Raw genomic sequence first — 22,401 nt, 5'->3', positions numbered from 1 at the left:
GGGGGCCCCGCGGCGCCCCGGGGGGGGGGGGGGGGGGGGGGGGGGGGGGGGGGGGGGGGGGGCCGGGGGGGGCGGGGGGGGGGGGGGGGGGGGGGGGGGGCCCCCCCCCCCCCCCCCCCCCCCCCCGCACTCCGGTCGCCCGGGGAGCCTCACTTCATCCGGGTGGCCCACTCCTGGACCTTCTTGATCCGGTCCTGGATCTGGCCGGCCGTGGCCTCCGCGCTCGGCGGGCCGCCGCAGACCCGGCGCAGCTCGTTGTGGAGCACGCCGTGCGGTTTGCCGCTCTGGTGGGTGTAGGCCGAGACCATCGTGTTGAGCTGCTTGCGCAGGCTCAGCAGCTGCTTGTGGGTGACCACCGGGCGTGCCTCGGCCGGCTTCTCCAGGAGGTCGGCCTCGGCGGCGGGCTTGGTGCGGCTGTGCGCGATCTGCCGGGTCTGCCGCTTCTGGAGCAGCAGTTGCACCTGGTCGGGCTCGAGCAGGCCGGGGATGCCGAGGTAGTCCTGCTCCTCCTCGCTGCCGGGGTGGGCCTGCATGCCGAACTCGGCCCCGTCGTAGAGCACCCGGTCGAAGACGGCGTCGGACTCCAGCGCCTCGAAGGGCAGCTGGTCCTCGGTTTCCTCGTCCTCCAGCCGTTCGGCGTCGGCGAGGAGCTTGTCCTCCTCCGCGAAGGGGTTCTCCTCGTCGCTGCCCTTCTTCGGCTTGTCGAGGACGTGGTCGCGCTCGACCTCCATCTCGTTGGCGAAGTCGAGCAGCATCGGGATGGTGGGGACGAAGACGGAGGCGGTCTCGCCGCGCCTGCGGGACCGTACGAAACGGCCGACGGCCTGGGCGAAGAAGAGCGGGGTCGAGATCGTCGTCGCGTACACGCCGACCGCGAGGCGGGGTACGTCGACGCCCTCGGACACCATGCGGACGGCGACCATCCAGCGCGACTGGTCGGCGCTGAACTTGTCGATGTTCTTCGAGGCGGCCTTCTCGTCGGAGAGGACCACGGTCGGCTTCTCGCCGGTGACGGACTTGAGGATCTTCGCGTAGGCGCGGGCCGATTCCTGGTCGGTGGCGATGACCAGGCCGCCGGCGTCCGGGATGCCCTTGCGGACCTCGGTGAGCCGCTTGTCGGCGGCGGTGAGCACGTTGGGGATCCAGTCGCCGGTGGGCGAGAGGGCGGTGCGCCAGGCCTGGCCGATGGCGTCCTTGGTCATCGGTTCGCCGAGGCGGGCGGCGATCTCGTCACCGGCTTTGGTGCGCCAGCGCATGTTGCCGCTGTAGCTGAGGAAGATCACCGGGCGGACGACCCCGTCGGCGAGGGCGTTGCCGTAGCCGTACGTGTAGTCGGCGGAGGAGCGCCGGATGCCGTCGTTGCCCTCCTCGTACGTCACGAAGGGGATCGGGTTGGTGTCGGAGCGGAACGGGGTACCGGTCAGCGCGAGCCGCCGGGTGGCGGGATCGAACGCCTCCTGGCATGCCTCGCCCCAGGACTTCGAGTCACCGGCGTGGTGGATCTCGTCCAGGATCACGAGGGTCTTGCGCTGCTCGCACCGGTTGCGGTGCAGCATCGGGCGGACACCGACACCGGCGTACGTGACGGCGACCCCGTGGTACTCCTTGCTCACGGGACCGGCGCTGTACTCGGGGTCGAGCTTGATCCCTATCCGGGCGGCTGCCTCCGCCCACTGCTTCTTGAGGTGCTCGGTCGGCGCGACGACGGTGATCTGCTGGACGACGTGGTGGTGCAGCAGCCACGAGGCGAGGGTCAGCGCGAAGGTCGTCTTTCCGGCGCCGGGGGTGGCGACCGCGAGGAAGTCGCGCGGCTGCTCCTGGACGTACCTCTCCATGGCACCCTGCTGCCAGGCTCGCAGCTTGCCCGCCGTGCCCCAGGGGGCGCGGCCGGGAAAGGCGGGTGAGAGGTTGTGGGAGGCGGTAGTAGTCACGGTCTCCGGTTCGGGTCTCTCGGGTACGTGGGGTGCTGCCGGTACCGCCGGGAACACCCGGTACGCGATACGACAACCGGGCCACCTTACCGGGGGGCCGGGCGGAACCCCGTACGGACGAGGCGTGGTTCGGCCCGGTTGAGACCCTCTTCACAAACGGCGGACAGCGCTCCGCACCGCTCAGCCGGTGCGCGGCGCCCGCACCCTGGTCGCCACCCAGGCGCCGACCAGGGCCACCGCCGCCATGGGCAGGAAGACCGCCGCGAAGGCCCCCGGGTGGCCACCCGGGGCGCCCGACCCGACGGTCTCGTGGACGGCGCCCACCGCGCCGCCGCCGAGGGCTGCGAAGGCCGCGCCGCCGATCGCGAGGAGCAGGACGTTGGAGAGCCCGTCGGAGATCTGGAGGGCGGCGGAGTTGGCGCCCGCCTCCTGCGGGGTGGAGAGCTTGAGCATCATCACACTGGTCGACGCGATCACCATGCCCATGCCGAAACAGCCGACCGCCCAGGCGACGGCCACGGTCCAGGCGGGCACGGAGTGGATCAGTACGGAGGGCGCGGCCAGGATCGCCACGGTCACCATGAGCATGCCGACGAACATCAGGCGCTCCCGGTGCGGCTCCATCCGGGGCCGGGACTGGATGAACGATCCGAGCGCCCAGGTGCCGCCCCCCGCCGCCAGCGACAGCCCGGCCATCGTCGGGCTCAGCCCGCGCTGGGTCACCAGCATCAGCGGTACGAAGGACTCGGCGGCGATGAAGGACCCGGCCGAGACCCCGCGCAGCAGCACCACGGCGGGCAGCCCGCGCACGGCACGCACGGTTCCGGTGGGCAGCAGTCCCCGGACGGCGGGGGCCATCAGTGCGGCCCCCGCGGCGGCGGGCAGCAGCGCGAACCAGTTCAGTTCCTGTCCGGCGTACTGGAGCAGCCCGGCGCCGACCGAGATGGCGAGGGCGAGCCGGATGCGGCGGCGGTCGAAGGGCTTGGCGCCCGCGGCCTCGTCCGCCGGGCCGCCGGCCCTGCGGCGTATCGCGGGCAGGGCGAGCGCCAGCGGGAAGACGATGAGGACGGGGATGCTGTTGAAGACCCAGCGCCAGCCCAGGTGCTCGGTGATCGTGCCCGAGGCGAGCGGTCCGACCACGGAGGGGATGACCCAGCTCGCGGCGAAGGCCGCCATGATCGCGGGGCGGATGCGCTCCGGGTAGGCGCGGCCGACGACGACGTACAGGGCGACGATCACCAGTCCCCCGCCGAGCCCCTGCACGGCCCGGCCGGCGATGAACATCCACATGCCGGTCGCCGAGCCGGAGAGCAGCAGCCCGGCGGCGAAGGCGCTGATCCCTGCCGCGAGGGGGCGGAGCGGCCCGCTCCGGTCGGCCCACTGCCCGGAGAACACCATGGCGAAGAGGCTGGTGGTGAAGTACGCGGAGAAGGCGAAGGCGTAGAGCGGGACCCCGTGCAGTTCGCGTGCGGCGACCGGCATCGCGGTCCCCACGGCGGTCGCCTCGAAGGCGATGAGCAGCACCACGGAGACGATGCCGATGCTCAGGGCGCGGTAGGTCCGCCCCAGCACGCCCTCGGTGGAGTCGTCGGCCGGGGCGGGGGCGGGCAGGGGGGCGGCCGCGACGTCGGCGTCGCGGGGGTCCAGGGCGGTCATCGCACCAGGGTAAGGGGCATGCACCGGGTTGGGCCCTGTCGCGGGGAGGGGGCGGGGTGGTCCGATGGTCGTAGGTCCGCACGCCTCCGCGCCCCGGGGCGGGCGCACTCGGGGGCGGCGCGCCGGGAGCCGCCGTTGTGAACGGCGTGTGGCAGTCGTATTGCGGGCCCGTCGAAACCCTTGAGCCGGCCGCCCCGGGGCCCGTACGGTCATGGCAACACCGAGGCACCACACCTCGGCCGTGTGCCCGAGAGGTTCAGGGGCTCGACTGCAACTCGAGTTACACCGGTTCGAATCCGGTCACGGCCTCAGAAGACACGGCGTTCGCGCCGTACGCGAGAGCGGCCGTCCCCGCACCGGGGGGACGGCCGCTCTCGCGTGTGCGGGTGCCGGCAGGTGGGCGCGACGGGCGGTGCCCGACCACGAGGCGCTGCGCCGCAAGCCGCCCGCCCGCGCGCTGGTCCTGGGATCGAGGAGGTGTACCCGCACTGCCCCAGTCGCTCCGCGCAGCGGCGCCTGGAAGCCGGAGCAGTGGCGGTCGGCGGACGCCCGGGGCTGTCCCGCGATTCGTGGTGGATCAGTGCGCGGCGTCGGACGCGTGCATCGCAAGGCGGAGGGGCGTCCGCATACTGGATGTATGGGGACGTTCCGACAAGGCGGCGAGGTGCCGTAGTCGGCGCCGCGCACCCGCCAGGAATTGCGGGCAGCCCCCCTCAGCCCTTCGGTACCGCCGCGACCGCTGCCTGGGGGCGGACGGGAAGCCGGTTGATCGGCCGGCCGGTGGCGGCGCGGATGGCGGCGGCCACCGCCGCCGGGGAGGTGACCACCGGCACCGCGGAGACGGGCTTGGCGCCGAAGGGCGCGACCACGTCGCGCTCCTCGACCAGCTTCACAATGCGGATGTCCGGGGCGTCCAGGGCCGTGGGCAGTGCGTACCCGGTGAGGTCGGGGTGGCGGACCAGGCCCCGGGCGGTCCGGAGGTTCTCGGTGAGCGCGGCGCCGATGCCCTGGGTGACGCCCGCCTCGATGCGTGCGGCGAGCTGGGCCGGGTTGAGCACCCGGCCGACGTCCTGGGCGACGGCCATCTCGACCACCCGGACCGAGCCGAGCTCGATGTCGACGTCGACCACCGCGCGGACCGCGCAGAAGGCGAGCCCGACGAAGGCGTCGCCCTGGCCGGATTCGTCCAGCGGCTCGGTGGGGTGCGGGCGGCACTGGGCGGTCGCCCAGAGTTCCTTGCCGTCCAGCGCCTCCATGACCGTGGTGGAGAGCACCCCGTCGTACGAGGTGATCTTGCCGTCGGCGATCTGCAGCAGCTCCACGGACATGCCGAACTTGTGGGCCAGTGGCTGGAGCAGCTGGGTGCGCACCATCTTCGCGGCGCGCTCCACGGCCCCGCCGGAGACCCAGGTGTGCCGGCCGTGGGTGGTCGGTCCGGCCGGCGGCTGGTCGGTGTCGACGGAGGCGACGTGGACCTCTTCGACGCCGAGGGTCTCCTGCACGATCTGGCGCGCGAGGGTGGTGAAGCCCTGGCCGGTCTCGACGGCCGCGCAGAGCACGGTGGCGATCCCGTCGTGGACGCGCACGGTGGCGGTCGAGACCTCGTCGGTGCCCTCCGCGCCCAGCATGTGGACCATGCCCAGGGCGTACCCGACACCCCGGCGTACGGCTCCGGGCTCACCGGCGCCCTCCGGGCCGCCGGGCAGCAGCCACTCCTCCTCGGGGGTGTCCTTCGGCAGCGTGGGAAGCGGGAAGTCCCTGACGGCTTCGAGGAGTTCGGCCACCGGGGCGGGGCAGGTGACGGTCTGGCCGGTCGGCAGGAGGTCGCCGGTGGCGAGGGTGTTGCGGAGCCGGATCTCGGCGGGTTCGATGCCCAGCTTGGCGGCCAGCTTGTCCATCTGGCCCTCGTACGCGGCACACACCTGCATCGCGCCTTCGCCCCGGACGTGCCCGGAGGGCGGGTTGTTGGTGCGGACGGCCCAGCCCTCCACGAAGGCGTGCGGGACGACGTAGGGACCGCAGGCGAACGCGACCGCCGCCGCGAGGGAATCGGAGGACGCGTCGGCGTACGCCCCGGCGTCCAGCAGGATTTGGGCCTCCACCTTGACCAACCGGCCTTCGGCGTCCGCGTGGTGACGGTAGCGCAGCAGCGTGGGGTGGCGGTGGGCGTGGCCGAGGAAGGACTCCTCGCGGGTGGCGGCGAGCTTCACCGGGCAGCCGGTGCGCAGGGCGAGCAGGCCGAGCGGGATCTGGAAGCCGGGGTCCTCGCGGTCGCCGGTGGCGCCGGGGACGCCGGTCACCACGACCCGCACCCGGTCGGGTTCCAGGCCGAAGCAGGCGGCGGCGAGATCGCGGTCGGTGTGCGGGTCGGTGGAGGCGGTGTACAGCTCGACGCCGCCGTCCGGCCGGGGCACGGCGAGCCCGGCCTCGGCACCGATGGGCGCCGGGTCCTGACGGCCGATGCGGTAGAGGCCGTCCACGACGATCTCCCCGGTGGCGTCCGGGTCGCCGTAACGGAGCGGGATGTGGCGGACGAGGTTGCCGTCGGGGTGCAGCGGCTCGGCCTCGAACGCCTTCTCGGGGTCGGTGACCGGCTCCAGGACCTCGTACTCGACGGCGATGGCGGCGGCGGCGAGGCGCGCGGTGTCCGGGTGGTCGGCGGCGACGGCGGCGATGGCCTCGCCGTGGTGGCGCACCAGGTCGGAGGCGAAGACCGGGCGGTCCACGACCTGGCGGCCGTAGAGGGTCTCACCGGGGATGTCCTGGTGGGTGACGACCGCGCGCACGCCGGGCATCTCGGCGGCGGCGGTGGTGTCGACGGAGAGGATCCGGGCGTGCGGGTGCGGCGATCGCAGCACGGCCGCCCAGAGCAGTCCCTCGGCCCACAGGTCGGCCGCGTACGGGAAGGTGCCCTCGGTCTTGGCGCGGGCGTCGGCGGCCGGCAGCGAGGCGCCGAGGCCGTGTACGGGCGCCCCGGGAGCCGGGGCGCCGGGGGCACCGGACGCGCCGTCGGTCCGGGGCAGGGTGGTGGTGCTGGTCGCGTTGGCCGCGGTGGCCGCGTCGCTGGTCACGCCGCCTCCTTGTCGTTCGCTCTGCCGCGGCGGCGGCTGGGGGTGCCGGTGACGTTGACCTGGGGGGTGGCGTCGCGGTGACGCCGCTGCGCCGGGCGCGCGTCCGCCGAGGTGGACGCGCGGAGACCGGTGCGGACGGGTGGGCAGGCGGCGGGGCTCACCGCGCGCCTCCCTGGTGCGGTGGGGCCTGGACGCCACCGGCGCCGGGTGCGGCCTGGTGCGGGATGCGGGCCTCGCCGACGTCGTGGGGGCCGGCGGGGGACGCGGCCTCGGCGCTCGCGGCGCGGGAAGCCACGACTTCGCGCACCGCGTCGAGCACGCCCCGGTAACCGGAGCAGCGGCAGAGGTTGCCGCACAGCGCCTGGCGCGTCTGGAGCTCGCTGGGGGCGTGGTTGCCCTCCAGCAGGTCGTGGACGGTCATGGCCATGCCGGGGATGCAGAAACCGCACTGGACGGCCCCGCACGCGGCGAGCGCGCGCTGTACGTCGGAGGGTTCGCCGTCGACGGCGAGTCCCTCGACCGTCCGGACCTCGCTGCCGGCGGTGGTGGCCGCCGGGACGAGGCAGGAGGCGACGAGGCGGCCGTCGACCTGGACGTTGCAGGCGCCGCATTCGCCCTGCGAGCAGCCGTCCTTGGCGCCCGCCAGGCCGAGCCGCTCACGGAGCACGTAGAGCAGCGACTCGCCGATCCAGGCGTCAGCGACCGGGCGGTCCACGCCGTTGACGTGCAGGACGTACGAGGCGCCGGGGTGCTCGCTCGGCAGTTGTACGGCCTCCGGGGCGGGCAGCGGCTCCTCGGACGCGAACTCCTCGGCGGCGAATACCTCGGGCGCGAACCCGTCCGACGCGTTGAGGGCCTCGGGCGCGAACCCGTCCGACGCGTTGAGGGCCTCGGGCGCGAACCCGTCCGACGCGGCCGGGACTTCGCCCTCGCCGGTGCCGGGGCCCGGGTCGGCGTCCGCCGCGTCCGCAGCCTCCACCGTGTCCGCAGCCTCCGCCGTGTCCGCAGCCTCCGGGGCGTCGGGCCCGTCCTGAGGCTCCTCGGCGGCCGTCTCCTGCGCGGCTCCGTCCCGGGTGTCGGGCCCGTCCTCGGCGTCGGGACCGTCCGCGTGGGACGGCCCGTCCGCGGCGTGGGGACCGTCCGCGTGGGGCCCGTCCGCGGCCTCGGGGGCGGTCTCCGCCTCCGCCGGGTGCGCGGGCCCGTCCTCGGCCGTCGTCAGCGTGTCGGCGACCGTCGTGGGTGCGTCGGCGTCCCGTACCGGGTCGTCACCTGCGTCCACCCGCGCGTCCTCCGACCGTTCGGCCGAGGGACGGCCCTCCCCGTCCTCGTCCGCCCCGGGCCCCTGGAAGGGGTCCGGCTCGAACTCCGGTCCCGGCCGCGCTTCCTGCTCGGACCCCGCCTGCGGTGCCGGTTCTGGTTCTGGTTCCGGTACGACGAATTCCTGGGTCGCCCAGGGCGCGGCGGCACCGCCGGGGAGCGTGGCCGGCGGGGTGGCGCCGGTGTACCACTGCGTGAGGGCCGGGGAAGCGGCGAACTCCCCGGACTCCTCCGGCAGGTCCCCGTCCGCGACCGGGATCGTCCACTGACCGGTGTGCCCGACGGGGTCACCGTGGCCGGAGAGATCCACGTGGCCGGTGTGGTCCTGGTGCTCGGTGTGGTTCGCGTGATCCACGTGGCCGGTGTGGTCCTGGTGCTCGGTGTGGTTCGCGTGATCCACGTGCCCGGCGTGGCCCTGGTGCTCGGTGTGGTTCGCGTGATCCGTGTGCCCGGTGTGGTCCTGGTACCCCGACGTGTCCGTGTGACCGGTGTGCCCGGCGTGGTCCGAGTGCCCGGCGTGGTCCTCGTGCCCGAAGTGGTCCTCGGCGCCGTGGTCGCTCCGGGTGCCCTGCTCGCCCTCGTACGGCGGCTCGTAGGGCGGCTCGTACGGCGGCTCGTAGGCCCCGGGCGCGGTGTACGGCGGGTACCCCTCGTGGGCCGGGGCCGCCTCGTAGCCGGAGTGGGAGTCCGGGTGCCCCCCGTACACCGAGGTGCCGGGTCCGTACCCTCCCTGACCGGCCTGGTGGGCGCCGGTGTCCGGGCCGTGGTCGGACCCGTCCGTCGCGCCGGACCCGTCGGTGCCCTCGGCGAAGTTCCACTGCTCGGTGTGGTGCCCGGCCGACTGCTCGTACGGGGCGTACGGGCTCTGCTGGTTCGGGTCCGGCCAGTGCACCGCGCCGGGCGTGCCGGAGCCGTCCGAGCCGTGCCGGGTGGGCTGTCCGTCCGGCTGCGGCCGTGCGTTCCACCCGCCCGCGGCGGCCCGGTCGCGCCCGGCGGCGGGCGTCAGCGGCAGGATCATCGGCGGTACGTAGCCGTGGCCGGGAGCGGCCAGCGGGGCGTCGGCCAGGTCTTCCGGCGGCAGGTGCACGAAGGCCGTCGCGTCGGCGTCGTACTCGCCGCTCTGGCGCGTCGGCTGCCAGGACCCGTAGCGCGGCTCGGGTTCGTACTCCCCCTGCTGTCCGTGCTGTTCAGGGTTGTTCTCATTGCTCACGACAGTGCCCTCCCCAGCGCGCGCCGGGCCAGCGCGGCGACGGTGCGCCGCAGGTGCAGAACGGCGGGTGGCAGCGGTGGTGGCGCCTCCCCTTCGGCCGACGGTACCTGGTCCGGGATGCAGGCCGCGGCGACGTACTCGCCGAAGGCGGCCAGGGCGTCGGGAGCCAGGCCCCGCGCGCCGTCCCAGTCGATCAGCGAGGCGATCCACTGCTCGGCCTCCAGCGGGCGCAGCGGCATCGGCGCGATGGCGCCCACCGCGCACCGCACCCCGCGGCGGGCCGGGTCGAGGACGATCGCGACGGAGGCCATGGCCCGGCCGGGTCCGGTGCGGCCGGTGGCCTTGAGGAACACCTGCGGGGCATGCAGCAGGGGGACCCGGACGAAGGCGATCAGCTCCGCGGGTTCGAGCAGTTCCCGGCCCGCGAGCAGGTAGGAGACCGGCATCTCGCGGCGGCGTCCGCCGGGGCCGGCGATGACCAGCTCGGCCTCCAGCGCGGCCAGCACGGGCAGGGTGTCGCCGCTCGGTGCGGCGCTCGCGATGTTGCCCCCGAGGGTGCCCGCGTTGCGGATCTGGGGCGGCCCCGCGGCGCGCGCGGACGCGGCGAGCGCGGGGATCAGCGCGGCGAAGTCGGGGCGTCCCATGCGGGCGTGGGTGAGGCCGGTGCCGAGCAGGGCGTGGCCGTCCTGGTAGTTCCAGCCACGCAGCTCGCTGATGCGGCCGAGTCCGACGAGTCCCGAGGGGCGCAGCAGACCTTGGTTGACGGCCGCCATGAGATCCGTGCCGCCGGCCACCGGAACCGCGGCGGGCATGGCGCCGAGGGCTGCCACAGCCTCGTCGATCGATGCAGGCATTGTCACCGACTGCGTCGCCTGCGGTGCGTGCGTGGTCAACCCAGCTGCCCCTTCCCGGTGTCCAGGCCCTCCGGCCCGTTCCGCCGTACGGTACGTGCTCACAGCCCGGACGTGGCAACTCTGGCACATCTTCCGGCAGGTCCGGCGCGAGGGTCCACGAAGGTTGCATCCGTCACCGAAAGGACCGAAAATCCTGGTTCGTACTACTTCGGTACGGGGTGTGAATGGCCACATGACGGCGCGTCGCCGAGGGCCGCGCGCGGGGGCGCGGAGGACCGTTCGTCCCTGACGGCACGCGGTGCAGGGCGGTCCGGGTACGTCCGTCGGCTCCGGGCGGAACGCAAAGTTTCGGCCAACTCGCACCAGACCCGGATCACCACCGAAATGGTCGGCCGGCATTCCCGTCCGGCCGGGCGGTCCCCCGGATTCCGCCCGGCCACGGGCGGAATCCGGCGGGCGGAATCACACGACCGGGGGTGCGCCCTCGATGGGATGGCCGCCGATTCCGGGGCGGCGCTGCCACGGCAGCGGGCCTGACGGCGGGCGGTACCCGACGCCCAGGGCGTCCAGTCGGGCGTAATGCGTGTCCATACGGGCGGTGAATCCGGCGAAGTCACGGGCTGCGGGGGCGGGCAGTTCGCTCCAGGCGACCTCGGCGAGGGCCGCCAGGCGCGGGTAGACCTGGTAGTCGACGCGGGCCCGGTCCTGCATGACCTCCGTCCAGGCGTTCCCCTGGGTACCGAGGACGTGCCGGGCGGCCTCCTCCGACAGCCCCTCCGGCACGGGTTCAAAGCGGTAGACGTCCTCCAGGGTGCGGACGTACCCGATGGGGATCGGTTCGTCGGGGCCGCCGTCCTGCCGGTAGTCGAGGTAGACCTGCTGCACCGGGCACATCACCACGTCGTGGCCGGCCTCGGCGGCGGCGACGCCGCCCGCGTACCCGCGCCAGGAGGAGACGGCCGCGCCCTCGGGCAGTCCGCCCTCCAGGATCTCGTCCCATCCGATGAGCCGGCGGCCCCGGGCGGTGAGCCAGCGGTCGAAGTGGCGGATGAACCAGGACTGGAGACCGACCTCGTCCCCCACGCCCAGTTCCTCGATACGGGCCTGCGCGGCGGGGGACGCCCTCCACTCGTCCTTGGGGCACTCGTCGCCGCCGACGTGGACGAACGGCGACACCTCGGCGGGGAAGAGCTCCAGGATCTCCTCGAACACGCCCTCGTAGAACCGCAGGACCGCCTCGGTGGGGGCGAGCACGTGGGTGCTGACGCCCCAGCGGTCCCAGGGCGTGAGGGCGGCGGTGTCGACGACGTCGGTGTTGCCCAGCTCCGGGTAGGCGGCGATGGCGGCCTGGGAGTGGCCCGGGATCTCGATCTCGGGGACGACCCGGATGTGCCGCTCGGCGGCGTAGGCGACGATCTCGCGGATGTCGTCCTGGGTGTAGAAGCCGCCGTACGGGGTCTCGTCCCAGAGCTCCGAGGAACGGTGGCCGTACTTGGTGCGGGACCGCCAGGCGCCCCGCTCGGTGAGGCGCGGGTGGCGCTTGATCTCGACGCGCCATCCCTGGTCGTCGGTGAGGTGGAAGTGGAAGACGTTCAGTTTGTGCGCGGCCAGCAGGTCGAGGTGGCGCAGCACGTCGTCCTTGGGCGTGAAGTGCCGGGCGACGTCGAGCATGAAACCGCGCCAGGCGAAGCGCGGGGCGTCCTCGATCTCGACGGCGGGGACGGCGGGCCTGGCGTCGGGGGCGACCGGGGCACGGCGGAACGCCTCCGGGCCGAGGAGCTGACGGAGCGTCTGGGCGCCGAGGAAGACTCCGGCGGGGCTGCCGCCCGTGATGCGTACGCCGGTCGCGGCCCCGGCGGTCAGCCGGTAGCCCTCGGGCTCCAGGCCGGGGTCGGTCAGCAGCTCGATCGCGCCGGGCCCGCCGGCCCGTCCCGGTGCGAGCGGGAGGCCGAACGCCGCGCCGAGCACGGACCGCAGCCAGCGCCCGGTGGACCCGGTGCCGGGTCCGGCGGCCAGGGTGGTGCCGGCGTCCAGGACGAACGGGTCGTCGCCGCCGGTACGGGCGGCGACGGGAGCCGGTACGAGGCCGAGGGCCGTGACCGTGTCGGCGGGCGCGTCCGCGCCTGCCGGGGAGAGTGTGTCCGGGTGCATGGGGCGCATCCTGCATCACACCGGCCGGAAACGGAACCATTGGTCCGGACCAGGGGACGGGGCGCACCACGGGCGCGGCGGAACGCGGGCGGCGAGGGGCGGGGAGGACCGCCCGCCGGACATGGCGAATCCCCGTGCCGCGTGCTCGCGCCGCGTCACGGGGACCGTGGTTCGTGAAGGACCCGGAAGCCGGGCAAGGATCCGGAGGGCCGGGAAGGAGCCGGAAGACCGGGAGCCGGAAGGCCCGGGAAGGAGCCGGAAGGCCCTGGAAGGGCCCGGAGAAGGAGCCCGCCCGGAGGGAAGCCGGTCCCGGAGGAAGCCGGCCCGGCCTACTTCTTGTCCTTGCCGCCCTTGTCCTTGTCGCCGCCCGCGCCCATGGACTCGTAGATCTCCTTGCACATCGGACAGACCGGGTACTTCTTGGGGTCGCGCCCCGGTACCCAGACCTTCCCGCAGAGTGCGACCACGGGCGTGCCCTCCAGGGCACTCGCCATGATCTTGTCCTTCTGGACGTAGTGGGCGTAGCGCTCGTGGTCGCCGTCGCCGTTCGATACCTGCGGCACCGGCTCTACGAGGGTCCCCGTACCTGCCCCGCGCTCGGGCTCAAGAGTGCTCATGAGCGCCAAGGGTACTGAAGAGCGCGGCCGTCAGTTCAGCGAAGGGTCGTCGGGGTACGTGGCGACCATGGCCAGTTCGCTGCGCTGGCGCCGCAGGACGGCCCGCCAGAGCTTCTCCGGCTGCGGGGAGGCGACGTCGCCCGGCTCCGAATCGACCACGAACCAGGCCCCCTCCGCCAGCTCGGTCTCCAGCTGGCCCGGGCCCCAGCCGGCGTATCCGGCGAAGATCCGCAGCGAGCCGAGGGCCGCCGAGAGCAGTTGCGGCGGGGCCTCCAGATCGACCAGGCCGATCGCTCCGTGGACCCGGCGCCAGCCGAGCGGTCCCTCGTCCCCGGGGATGACGGCGACTCCGAGCGCGGAGTCCAGCGAGACGGGTCCGCCCTGGAAGACGACGTCGGGCGTCCCCGACAGGCCGGCCCATGCCTGGAGGATGTCGCCGACCTCCACCGGGGTGGGGCGGTTGAGGATCACGCCGAGCGAGCCCTCCTCGTCGTGGTCGAGGAGGAGCACCACCGCGCGGTCGAAGTTCGGGTCCGCGAGAGCGGGTGTGGCCACCAGCAGCCGGCCTGTGAGGGAGGACACCTCGGTCATGGGGGAAATGATCCCGCATCCCGGGCCCGCGCGGGGGCCGAAGGGCTGTCCTGCGGTGATGCCCGGGCGGCACGGCTCGGGCGCGCGGGGGCACGGGGGAGCGCACGCCCCGGCGGGGCCCGGACCGGTGACGCTGTGCGAGGCGGCGCGTGCGGAACGTGCCGCAACGGGATTCCTGGTGGCCGTACACGCCGCATCGCCTGCGGGACGGGGGGTAGGAGGCCATTACCCTTTCCGTTGGCCCCCTGCCCGACCACTCCGGAACGCGAGATTCATGACCGGCACAGACGATGTCCTGCTTGTCCACGGCGGCACCCCGCTGGAGGGCGAAATCCGCGTCCGAGGCGCCAAGAACCTGGTGCCCAAGGCAATGGTCGCCGCTCTCCTCGGCAGCGGTCCCAGCAGGCTGCGCAACGTCCCCGACATCCGCGACGTGCGGGTCGTGCGGGGTCTGCTGCAGCTGCACGGCGTGACGGTGCGCCCGGGTGACGAACCGGGCGAGCTGGTCCTGGACCCCACGCACGTCGAGAGCGCCAACGTCGCCGACATCGACGCCCACGCGGGCTCGTCCCGCATCCCGATCCTCTTCTGCGGTCCGCTGCTCCACCGCCTCGGCCACGCCTTCATCCCCGGTCTCGGCGGCTGCGACATCGGCGGCCGGCCCATCGACTTCCACTTCGACGTGCTGCGCCGCTTCGGCGCGACGATCGAGAAGCGGGCGGACGGGCAGTACCTGGAGGCCCCGCAGCGACTGCGCGGTACGAAGATCCGGCTGCCGTACCCCTCGGTGGGCTCCACCGAGCAGGTGCTGCTGACGGCCGTGCTCGCCGAGGGCGTCACCGAGCTGTCCAACGCGGCCGTGGAGCCGGAGATCGAGGACCTCATCTGCGTACTGCAGAAGATGGGCGCGATCATCTCCATGGACACCGACCGGACCATCCGGATCACCGGTGTCGACAAGCTCGACGGGTACACCCACCAGGCGATCCCGGACCGTCTGGAGGCGGCTTCCTGGGCGTCGGCGGCGCTGGCGACCGGGGGCAACATCTACGTGCGCGGCGCCCAGCAGCGTTCGATGATGACCTTCCTCAACACCTTCCGCCGGGTCGGCGGCGCCTTCGAGATCGACGACGAGGGCATCCGCTTCTGGCACCCGGGCGGCCCGCTCAAGGCCATCGCGCTGGAGACGGACGTCCACCCCGGCTTCCAGACCGACTGGCAGCAGCCGCTGGTGGTGGCGCTGACGCAGGCGACCGGCCTCTCCATCGTCCACGAGACGGTGTACGAGTCCCGGCTCGGCTTCACCTCGGCGCTCAACCAGATGGGTGCGCACATCCAGCTGTACCGCGAGTGCCTGGGCGGTTCCGACTGCCGCTTCGGCCAGCGCAACTTCCTGCACTCCGCCGTCGTCTCCGGCCCGACGAAGCTCCAGGGCGCGGATCTGGTCATCCCCGACCTGCGCGGCGGGTTCTCGTACCTGATCGCGGCACTGGCGGCCGAGGGCACCTCGCGGGTCCACGGCATCGACCTGATCAACCGGGGCTACGAGAACTTCATGGAGAAGCTGGAGAAGCTCGGCGCCAAGGTCGAGCTGCCCGGCGGCTCACTGGTCTGACCCGCCCGGAGCCGTACCCGACTCGGCCCGGCCGAGAAACCCGCCGCCCCGGCCCGCATCGCGCGGGACCGGGGCGGCGGGCTTTCGCGTGGGTACGTGCCCGGCCGCCGGGTCCCCCGACGCGGGAGGCGACTCGTCCACACGACCGATCGTCGCGGAACGCCCCAGACGGCCGCTGCGCCGCGCGCGGGCCCCATGAGGCCCTGGCGGGGCCGTTCGGGGGTCGCAGGCCCGTACGGGGCGCACGGAGGGCCGCGCGGGCGTCGTCCGGCGATCAGGACGGGCGCATATGCCGGAGGGCGGCCACCCTGGTCCGGGTGACCGCCCTCCGACGCGCCTGTGGGACTTACTTGCCCTTGGCGGCTTCCTTGAGCTTGGAGCCCGCGGAGACCTTCACGCTGTAGCCGGCCGGGATGTTGATCGGGTCGCCGGTCTGCGGGTTACGAGCGGTGCGAGCGGCACGGTGGGTGCGCTCGAAGGTCAGGAAGCCGGGGATGGTGACCTTCTCGTCACCCTTGGCGACGATCTCACCGACGGTCTCGGCGAGAGCGGCCAGCACGGCGTCGGCGTCCTTGCGGGTCACCTCGGCGCGGTCGGCCAGGGCGGCCACCAGCTCACTGCGGTTCATGTTGTTACTCCCGTGTTCTTCTTGCCTGTGAGGCGTGAGATCGAAGCCGATGCTGCCAGGGCCCTCTGACAGTCCCCGGACCCGGGTCTGATGTCAGACCCTCGCGCCCGATTACGCATCCTGCCCCCACCTGCGGCGGGAAAGCCAATCCGGAACCCTCCGGTGTCACACGGAAAGCGTCACGGTCCGTCGATGGTCACGTTCCGTCGACTTCCTGGAGCGGTGCGCAGCGGATGCCGGGCCCCGGGCGCTGATCGACCGTGTACCCGCTGCCCGCCACCCTAAAGGCGCGTTTGGGACACGGTCTCCCGCGACGCGCCGTACGGCGCGTCCCGGGAGAAGCGCGGCACCGCGCGCGGAACCCGGGCCGGGGCGCCGCGCGCGGGCCGGGGTCTTCCGTCCGGACCGGGCACGGGGGCCCGGCCCGGTCCGGACGTGAGCCCTGGGTCAGAGCTGTCCGGCGGGGGTGGCCTCGGCGACACCGGCGGCCTTGGCGGCGGCCCGCACGGCACCGGCGACGGCGCCGGCGACCTTGTCGTTGAAGACGGACGGGATGATGTAGTTCGCGTTCAGCTCGTCCTCGGCGACGACGTCGGCGAGGGCACCGGCGGCGGCGAGCATCATCTCGGTGTTGACGGTGCGCGACTGGGCGTCGAGCAGGCCGCGGAAGACGCCCGGGAAGACCAGCACGTTGTTGATCTGGTTCGGGAAGTCGGAGCGGCCGGTGGCGACGACGGCCGCGGTGCGGCGGGCGACGATCGGATCCACCTCGGGGTCCGGGTTGGCGAGCGCGAAGACGACCGCGCCGTCCGCCATGGCGGCCACGTCGTCGCCGTCGAGGACGTTGGGGGCGGAGACGCCGATGAAGACGTCCGCGCCGACCACGGCCTCCTTGAGGGTGCCGGTGACGCCCTCCGGGTTGGTGTTGTCGGCGATCCAGCGCAGCGGCGAGTCGGGCTGGGCCGCGACGAGGTCCTCGCGTCCCGCGTGCACCACGCCGTGGATGTCGGCGACGACCGCGTGCTTGACGCCCGCGGCGATGAGGAGCTTCAGGATGGCCGTACCGGCCGCTCCGGCGCCGGACATGACGACCCGGACGTCACCGATCGCCTTGCCGACCACGCGCAGCGCGTTGGTGAGGGAGGCGAGCACGACGATGGCGGTGCCGTGCTGGTCGTCGTGGAAGACGGGGATGTCGAGGGCCTCGCGCAGCCGGGCCTCGATCTCGAAGCAGCGGGGCGCGGAGATGTCCTCGAGGTTGATGCCCGCGAAACCGGGGGCGATGGCCTTGACGATCTCGACGATGGCGTCGGTGTCCTGGGTGTCGAGGCAGATCGGCCAGGCGTCGATGCCGGCGAAGCGCTTGAAGAGGGCTGCCTTGCCCTCCATGACCGGCAGCGCGGCCATCGGGCCGATGTTGCCGAGGCCGAGGACGGCGGAGCCGTCGGTGACGACGGCGACGGAGTTGCGCTTGATGGTCAGGCGGCGGGCGTCCTCGGGGTTCTCGGCGATCGCCATGCAGACGCGGGCGACCCCGGGGGTGTAGATCATCGAGAGGTCGTCGCGGTTGCGGATGGGGTGCTTGGACGCCATCTCGATCTTGCCGCCGAGGTGCATCAGGAACGTACGGTCGGAGACCTTGCCGAGGAGGACGCCGTCGATGGCGCGCAGGCCCTCCACGATCTCATCGGCGTGCGCGGTGGAGGACGCCGCGATGGTGACGTCGATCCGCAGCTTCTCGTGGCCGGAGGCGGTCACGTCGAGGCCGGTCACCGAGCCGCCGGAGGACTCCACGGCCGTGGTGAGCTGGGAGACCGCGGTGCCGCTCGCGGGCACCTCCAGCCGGACCGTCATCGAGTACGAGACGCTGGGCGCCGTTGCCATGGCCTTGTCCTTCACTTTTTCAGCTTCATTGCCAAGCGGCGGGGACGAGCCCCGCACGCGTCCCCGATCGTCGCACCTACTGGCGAGTAGCCGGTAACCACTGCCGCAGTACGAAAGATCACTTCCGGGATGCGAGAGAGGCGAGGCGGGGCGAGAGGCGGGACTCGATGGCCCCGGGGCCTTCGCGCCCGTCCCGCGCCCGTCCCGCACAAGCAGAACAGGCCCGCGTCACCGTGAGGTGACGCGGGCCTGTCCATGACGTGTACGGCACCGACCCGCCATGCTCGCCTCGCGGCAAGAGGTCGCTCGTAGCGACGAAGGTTGGGCCCGGGGGCTTGGATCGAGCCGGTGCCGACACCAGGCTAACAAACACCCGGGAGAAGTGATTCCCCCGCAACGGGTTGACTCTCGCCGTTCCTCTTCCGGCGGGTGTTCCCGGGCGGTACGGACACCGCCCGACGCCGCCCGCCGACCCGGGCGAGACCCCTCGGGGCCCGTGCGGCGCCCGGACCGTCAGTCCCGCAGCAGGTCCGGCACCCCGTTCTCGTCCGGCAGGTCGGCGGCGGCCGAGATCACCGTCAGCTGCTGCGTCGCCCGGGTGAGGGCCACGTACAGGACGCGCAGTCCGGCCGGGGACTCGTCGGCGATCTCCGCCGGGGAGACCACCACCGTGGCGTCGTACTCCAGCCCCTTGGCCTCCAGGCTGCCGAGCGCCACCACGCGCTCCCCCAGGTCGGCCAGCCAGTCGCGGGCCTGGGCGCGGCGGTTCATCGCCACGACCACGCCGACGGTGCCGTCGACCTGGCCGAGCAGCCGGCGCGCCTCCTCACGGACGGAGTCGGCGAGCTCCTGGTCGCCCACGGTCGCGAAGCGCGGCTCGATGCCCGTGGAGCGGACGGCGGCCGGCGACTCCATGCCGGGCATCGCGAGCGCCAGCACCTTCGACGCCAGTTCGGCGATCTCCGCCGGGTTGCGGTAGTTCACGGTGAGCGTGAAGCGGCGACGGGGGCGGTTGCCGAGCGCCTCGTCGCGCGCGGTGGCGGCCTCGTCCGGGTCGGACCAGGAGGACTGCGCCGGGTCGCCGACGATGGTCCAGGTGGCGTGCCGGCCCCGGCGCCCGACCATGCGCCACTGCATGGGCGTGAGGTCCTGCGCCTCGTCGACGATGACGTGGGTGTACTCGGTGCGCTCCTCCGCCAGGCGCTCCGCCCGCTCGCGCCGGGTCTCCTCGCGCTGCGGCATCAGCTCCTCCAGCCCGGAGAGCTGGTCGAGCGGGTCCAGGTCGCGCTTCTTGCGGGGGCGCGCCGGTGCGCCGAGCAGGGCCTGAAGTTCGTCCAGGAGCGCCACGTCGTGAACGGAGAGGGGGCCCTGGCCGTCGGCGCCCAGGCGCTTGAGGGAGCGCGCGAGGCGGCGCACCTCCCCCTGGTTGAGGACGCGGCGGGACCAGCGGGCCAGCCGCTTCTCGTCGGCCATCGCGGCGAGCACCCCCCGGGGGGTCAGCTCCGGCCACCAGGCGTCCAGGAATTCGAGGAAGGGGGTCTCGGTGGAGACGTCGTCGTCGAAGGAGGAGCGGAGTTCGGCGGCCAGCTCGGGGTCGGTGTAGCGGCCCCGGCCGGACGACTTGCTCCAGAGCGCGTCGAGCAGCAGCTTGCGGGCGCGCGGGCGCAGCAGGTTGACGGGGGCGGAGCCGCCCAGCGCGTTGTGGCGGATGCGCTGGAGCTCGTCGGCCTCCAGCTCGACGCGGGCGCCGAAGGCGACGACTCGCAGCCGGGTGGGGGTCGCGGATCTCGCGCCGCCGGCTGCGGGCTCCGGCTCGCCGAAGGAGAGCTGGCCGTCCTCGCGGGGCGCGGTGCGCGGAGCGGGCTGGTCCAGGGCGCCGCGCGATGCCTTGCGGAGCACGTGGAGCATCCGGGACGAGCCCTTGATGCGGGCCACGGCGGGCTCGTCGTAGGTGGTGGCGCCCGCGACGCCGGCCGCCTCGTCGGAGAGGGAGCCGACCGCGCGGATGGCGACCTGCCCCTCCTCGCCGAGGGAGGGCAGCACGCCCTCGGTGTAGGCGACGAGCAGCGGGGTGGGCGAGACGATGAGGATGCCGCCCGCGTACCGCCGCCGGTCCTGGTAGAGGAGGTAGGCGGCGCGGTGCAGGGCGACGGCGGTCTTGCCGGTGCCGGGACCGCCGGTGACCTCGGTGACGGAGGCGGCGGGGGCCCGGATGACGAGGTCCTGCTCGGCCTGGATGGACGAGACGATGTCCCGCATGGTGTGGCTGCGGGCCTGGCCCAGCGCGGCCATCAGGGCGCCGTCGCCGATGACGGGCAGCTTCTGCCCGTCCAGGTAGGCCGTCAGCTCGGGGCGCATCAGGTCGTCCTCGACGCCGAGGACGCGGCGGCCCCGGGAGCGGATGACCCGGCGGCGCACGACGCGCCCGGGGTCCTTGGGGGTGGAGCGGTAGAACGGCGCGGCGGCCGGGGCCCGCCAGTCGATCACCAGCGGCGAGTAGTCGGCCGCCAGCACGCCGATCCGGCCGATGTGGAGCGTCTCGGCGATGTCCGCCGTGTCGTCCGGACGTACGGCCTCGTCGGCGGGCTCGACCGAGGTGAAGGCCCCGTCCGGTCCGCGCTCGCCGTCCTTGCCGAGGAGCAGGTCGACGCGGCCGAAGAGGAAGTCCTCGAACTCGCTGTGCAGCCGGTTGAGGTGAATGCCCGCCCGGAAGACCTGGGCGTCCCGTTCGGCGAGGGCGCCGGGGGTACCGACCTGGCCTCGCTTGACGGCGTCGTGCATGAGGAATCGAGCCTCGTCGATCTTCTCTTCGAGGCGGTCGTAGACCCGGTCCAGATGATCCTGTTCGACACCGATTTCGCGGTCCCGCAGAGAATCGACAGCGGCATCCTGCGCGGCCACCGAGGCCCCTTTCTGACGTGCGTTGGGCAGCCGTCAACCGTACGCGACGAGGGGCCGGTGCGCATCAGGCGGGGCGCCCCGATCGCGCGCCGGGACCCGGTCGGGCGAGAGGGGGGCAGGGGCCGGTGCCCTCCCGGTCCGGAGCGGCCCCTCTCAGAGCTGCGGGGGCTCGTCGTGCAGGATGCGCTGGTAGAGCCGGTGGTCGCGCCATTCCCCGTCGATGTGCAGGAACTTGGGGGCCATGCCGTACTCCTCGAAGCCGCACTTCAGGAGCACCCGTTGCGAGGCGGTGTTGTACAGCAGGGTGCCGGCCTCGACCCGGTGCAGCCCGAGGTCGTCGGCGGCGAGGTCGCAGATCCGGCGGACCGCCGCGGTGGCGATGCCCCGGCCGGTCTGCTCCACGTCGACCCAGTAGCCGAGGGCCGCGCTGCGGAAGGCGCCGAGGGCTGTCCCGGAGAGGGTGAAGGAGCCGACCGCGCGGTCCGCCCCGTCGACGGCGACCCAGGCGTGTCCCCCGGCGGCGAGGTGGCCGGCGAGGCGTTCGGCCTGGCCCTCGGCCGTGTAGAAGGAGTCGGGGCGCACGGGTTCGAAGGGGGCCATGTACGTACGGCCGCGCGACAGCGCTTCGGCGAGCGCGGGGGCGTCGGAGGCGACGGTGGGGCGCAGGAACCTGTCGGCGGAGAGCTGGTGCGGTGCGTCGTCCATCCCGGCACGCTATCCCCCGCCGCCGTACGGGCTCCTGGCAGCGGGGGCCCGTAGGTCGGCGGGGGCCCGTAGGTCGGCGGCGGCGGGGCTCAGTCGCCGTACTTGCTGTCCGCCACCGGGTCCAGGGCGAGTCGGTAGCCGCGCTTGACGACCGTCTGGATCAGCCGGGGCGAGCCGAGCGCGGTGCGCAGCCGGGCCATCGCGGTCTCCACGGCGTGCTCGTCGGAGCCGCTGCCGGGCAGCGCCCGCAGCAGGTCGGCCCGGGAGACCACCCAGCCGGGGCGGCGGGTCAGCGCGTGCAGCAGGGCCATCCCGGCGGGGGGCACGGGGCGCAGCTCCCCGTCGACGAGTGCCGCGTGGCCGCGCACGGTGACCTGGTGGCCCGCGACCGGCAGGGTGCGGGAGCGGGCGGGGAGCTGGGCGCAGAGGAGTTGGACGAGCGGGCCGAGCCGGAAGCGTTCGGGCTGGACGGTCCCGATGCCGCGGGCCTGGAGCGGCAGCGCGGTGACCGGGCCGACGCAGGCGACCAGCAGGTCGTCGTGGAGGGCGCCGAGCACCTCGGGGGCCATCCCGCGGGTCTGGGCGCGGTCGAGGAAGGAGGCGGCGGCGGGTGCGCTGGTGAAGGTGATCGCGTCGAGGCCGCGGGCGGCGGTGAGGTCGAGCATCCGGTCGAGCGGGGCGATGTCCTGCGGCGGCATCCAGCGGTAGACGGGCAGGTCGATGACGTCGGCACCGGCGGCCCGGAGGCTCTCGGCGAAGCCGGGGAGCGGTTCGCCGTGCAGTTGGAGGGCGACGCGGCGGCCTTCCACCCCCTCGTCGAGGAGCCGTTCCAGCACCTCGGCCATGGACTCGGAGGCGGCCGACCAGGATTCGGTGAGTCCGGCCGCCCGGATGGCGCCCTTCACCTTGGGGCCGCGGGCCAGGAGTTCGACGCCGCGCAGCCGGTCCAGCAGCTGCTCGCCGATGCCCCAGCCGTCCGCCGCCTCCACCCAGCCCCGGAAGCCGATGGCGGTGGTGGCGATCACGACGTCGGGGGCGTGGGCGATCAGCTCCTTGGTGGCGGCGAGCAGTTCACTGTCGTCCGCGAGCTGCACGATCCTCAGGGCGGGGGCCTGTACGACCTGGGCTCCGCGGCGCTGGAGCAGCGTGCCGAGTTCCCCGGCCCGCCGGGCCGCGGTCACTCCGATCGTGTAGCCCGCGAGGGGGCCGTGCGTCGCTTCGTCTTCCTGCATGGCGTGATCTACCCGGCTCTCGTTCCCGCGGTCGCTGC

General features: G+C 73.7%; 15 protein-coding genes, 1 tRNA gene and 1 pseudogene. 3 read left to right on the top strand and 14 right to left on the bottom strand.

What is annotated here, in order from left to right:
* Positions 1 to 149: 149 nt before the first annotated feature.
* Positions 150 to 1,931, bottom strand: coding sequence for a DEAD/DEAH box helicase (locus tag ACFYPN_RS31355; protein WP_358760398.1), 1,782 nt, complete (start codon positions 1,929 to 1,931; stop codon positions 150 to 152).
* 180 nt (positions 1,932 to 2,111) lie between these two features.
* On the bottom strand, positions 2,112 to 3,587 hold the full coding sequence (locus tag ACFYPN_RS31350; RefSeq protein WP_389302988.1) for an MFS transporter: 1,476 nt from the start codon (positions 3,585 to 3,587) through the stop codon (positions 2,112 to 2,114).
* A gap of 237 nt (positions 3,588 to 3,824) precedes the next feature.
* On the opposite strand from ACFYPN_RS31350, the gene ACFYPN_RS31345 reads away from it, so the two are divergent.
* Positions 3,825 to 3,896 (top strand) — tRNA-Cys (locus ACFYPN_RS31345).
* 130 nt (positions 3,897 to 4,026) lie between these two features.
* Positions 4,027 to 4,140 (top strand): annotated as a pseudogene (locus ACFYPN_RS31340) (pyridoxamine 5'-phosphate oxidase); the annotation flags it as partial.
* A gap of 160 nt (positions 4,141 to 4,300) precedes the next feature.
* Here the strand turns inward: ACFYPN_RS31340 and ACFYPN_RS31335 are convergent.
* The 7 genes from ACFYPN_RS31335 to ACFYPN_RS31305 all read right to left on the bottom strand — a co-directional run bounded on the left by ACFYPN_RS31335 (position 4,301) and on the right by ACFYPN_RS31305 (position 13,398).
* Positions 4,301 to 6,658: a xanthine dehydrogenase family protein molybdopterin-binding subunit gene (locus ACFYPN_RS31335; protein ID WP_389302985.1), complete on the bottom strand. Its 2,358-nt coding sequence runs from the start codon at positions 6,656 to 6,658 to the stop codon at positions 4,301 to 4,303.
* The gene (locus ACFYPN_RS31330) at positions 6,655 to 6,819 is read right to left on the bottom strand and encodes a hypothetical protein (protein ID WP_358760392.1); all 165 of its coding nucleotides are present in this window, start codon (positions 6,817 to 6,819) and stop codon (positions 6,655 to 6,657) included. The genes ACFYPN_RS31335 and ACFYPN_RS31330 overlap by 4 nt, the downstream gene beginning before the upstream one ends.
* Positions 6,816 to 9,185 (bottom strand): 2Fe-2S iron-sulfur cluster-binding protein, encoded by a 2,370-nt coding sequence (locus ACFYPN_RS31325; RefSeq protein ID WP_389302980.1) that lies wholly within the window; start codon positions 9,183 to 9,185, stop codon positions 6,816 to 6,818. The genes ACFYPN_RS31330 and ACFYPN_RS31325 overlap by 4 nt, the downstream gene beginning before the upstream one ends.
* Positions 9,182 to 10,078, bottom strand: a complete 897-nt coding sequence (locus tag ACFYPN_RS31320; RefSeq protein ID WP_358760388.1) for an FAD binding domain-containing protein — start codon at positions 10,076 to 10,078, stop codon at positions 9,182 to 9,184. Before ACFYPN_RS31320 ends, ACFYPN_RS31325 begins: the two co-directional genes overlap by 4 nt.
* A 423-nt stretch (positions 10,079 to 10,501) precedes the next feature.
* On the bottom strand, positions 10,502 to 12,190 hold the full coding sequence (locus ACFYPN_RS31315) for a beta-N-acetylhexosaminidase (RefSeq protein WP_389302977.1): 1,689 nt from the start codon (positions 12,188 to 12,190) through the stop codon (positions 10,502 to 10,504).
* 329 nt (positions 12,191 to 12,519) lie between these two features.
* Positions 12,520 to 12,807: a DUF3039 domain-containing protein gene (locus tag ACFYPN_RS31310; RefSeq protein WP_389302974.1), complete on the bottom strand. Its 288-nt coding sequence runs from the start codon at positions 12,805 to 12,807 to the stop codon at positions 12,520 to 12,522.
* Between the two features lie 30 nt (positions 12,808 to 12,837).
* Positions 12,838 to 13,398, bottom strand: a complete 561-nt coding sequence (locus ACFYPN_RS31305; RefSeq protein ID WP_389302971.1) for a YqgE/AlgH family protein — start codon at positions 13,396 to 13,398, stop codon at positions 12,838 to 12,840.
* Positions 13,399 to 13,672: 274 nt separating this feature from the next.
* On the opposite strand from ACFYPN_RS31305, the gene murA reads away from it, so the two are divergent.
* Positions 13,673 to 15,013, top strand: a complete 1,341-nt coding sequence (murA, locus tag ACFYPN_RS31300) for a UDP-N-acetylglucosamine 1-carboxyvinyltransferase (RefSeq protein WP_358760381.1) — start codon at positions 13,673 to 13,675, stop codon at positions 15,011 to 15,013.
* A 346-nt stretch (positions 15,014 to 15,359) separates the two neighbouring features.
* Here murA and ACFYPN_RS31295 read toward each other — a convergent pair whose 3' ends face one another.
* From ACFYPN_RS31295 to ACFYPN_RS31275, 5 genes are all read right to left on the bottom strand, one after another.
* Positions 15,360 to 15,641: an HU family DNA-binding protein gene (locus tag ACFYPN_RS31295; protein WP_003968811.1), complete on the bottom strand. Its 282-nt coding sequence runs from the start codon at positions 15,639 to 15,641 to the stop codon at positions 15,360 to 15,362.
* Positions 15,642 to 16,088: 447 nt separating this feature from the next.
* On the bottom strand, positions 16,089 to 17,525 hold the full coding sequence (locus tag ACFYPN_RS31290; RefSeq protein WP_389302967.1) for an NAD-dependent malic enzyme: 1,437 nt from the start codon (positions 17,523 to 17,525) through the stop codon (positions 16,089 to 16,091).
* A 513-nt stretch (positions 17,526 to 18,038) separates the two neighbouring features.
* The gene (locus ACFYPN_RS31285) at positions 18,039 to 20,426 is read right to left on the bottom strand and encodes a HelD family protein (protein WP_389302965.1); all 2,388 of its coding nucleotides are present in this window, start codon (positions 20,424 to 20,426) and stop codon (positions 18,039 to 18,041) included.
* A 153-nt stretch (positions 20,427 to 20,579) separates the two neighbouring features.
* Positions 20,580 to 21,131 carry a GNAT family N-acetyltransferase gene (locus ACFYPN_RS31280; protein ID WP_389302962.1) on the bottom strand — a complete coding sequence of 184 codons (552 nt, stop codon included), beginning with the start codon at positions 21,129 to 21,131 and terminating at the stop codon, positions 20,580 to 20,582.
* A gap of 89 nt (positions 21,132 to 21,220) precedes the next feature.
* Positions 21,221 to 22,363: a uroporphyrinogen-III synthase gene (locus ACFYPN_RS31275; protein ID WP_389302959.1), complete on the bottom strand. Its 1,143-nt coding sequence runs from the start codon at positions 22,361 to 22,363 to the stop codon at positions 21,221 to 21,223.
* Positions 22,364 to 22,401: the final 38 nt, after the last annotated feature.

This window comes from Streptomyces sp. NPDC005576 (assembly GCF_042871745.1).
Classification (GTDB): Bacteria; Actinomycetota; Actinomycetes; order Streptomycetales; family Streptomycetaceae; genus Streptomyces.
The sequence above is the reverse complement of the archived record's forward strand: the minus strand, read 5'-3'. Positions and strand labels throughout refer to the sequence as shown.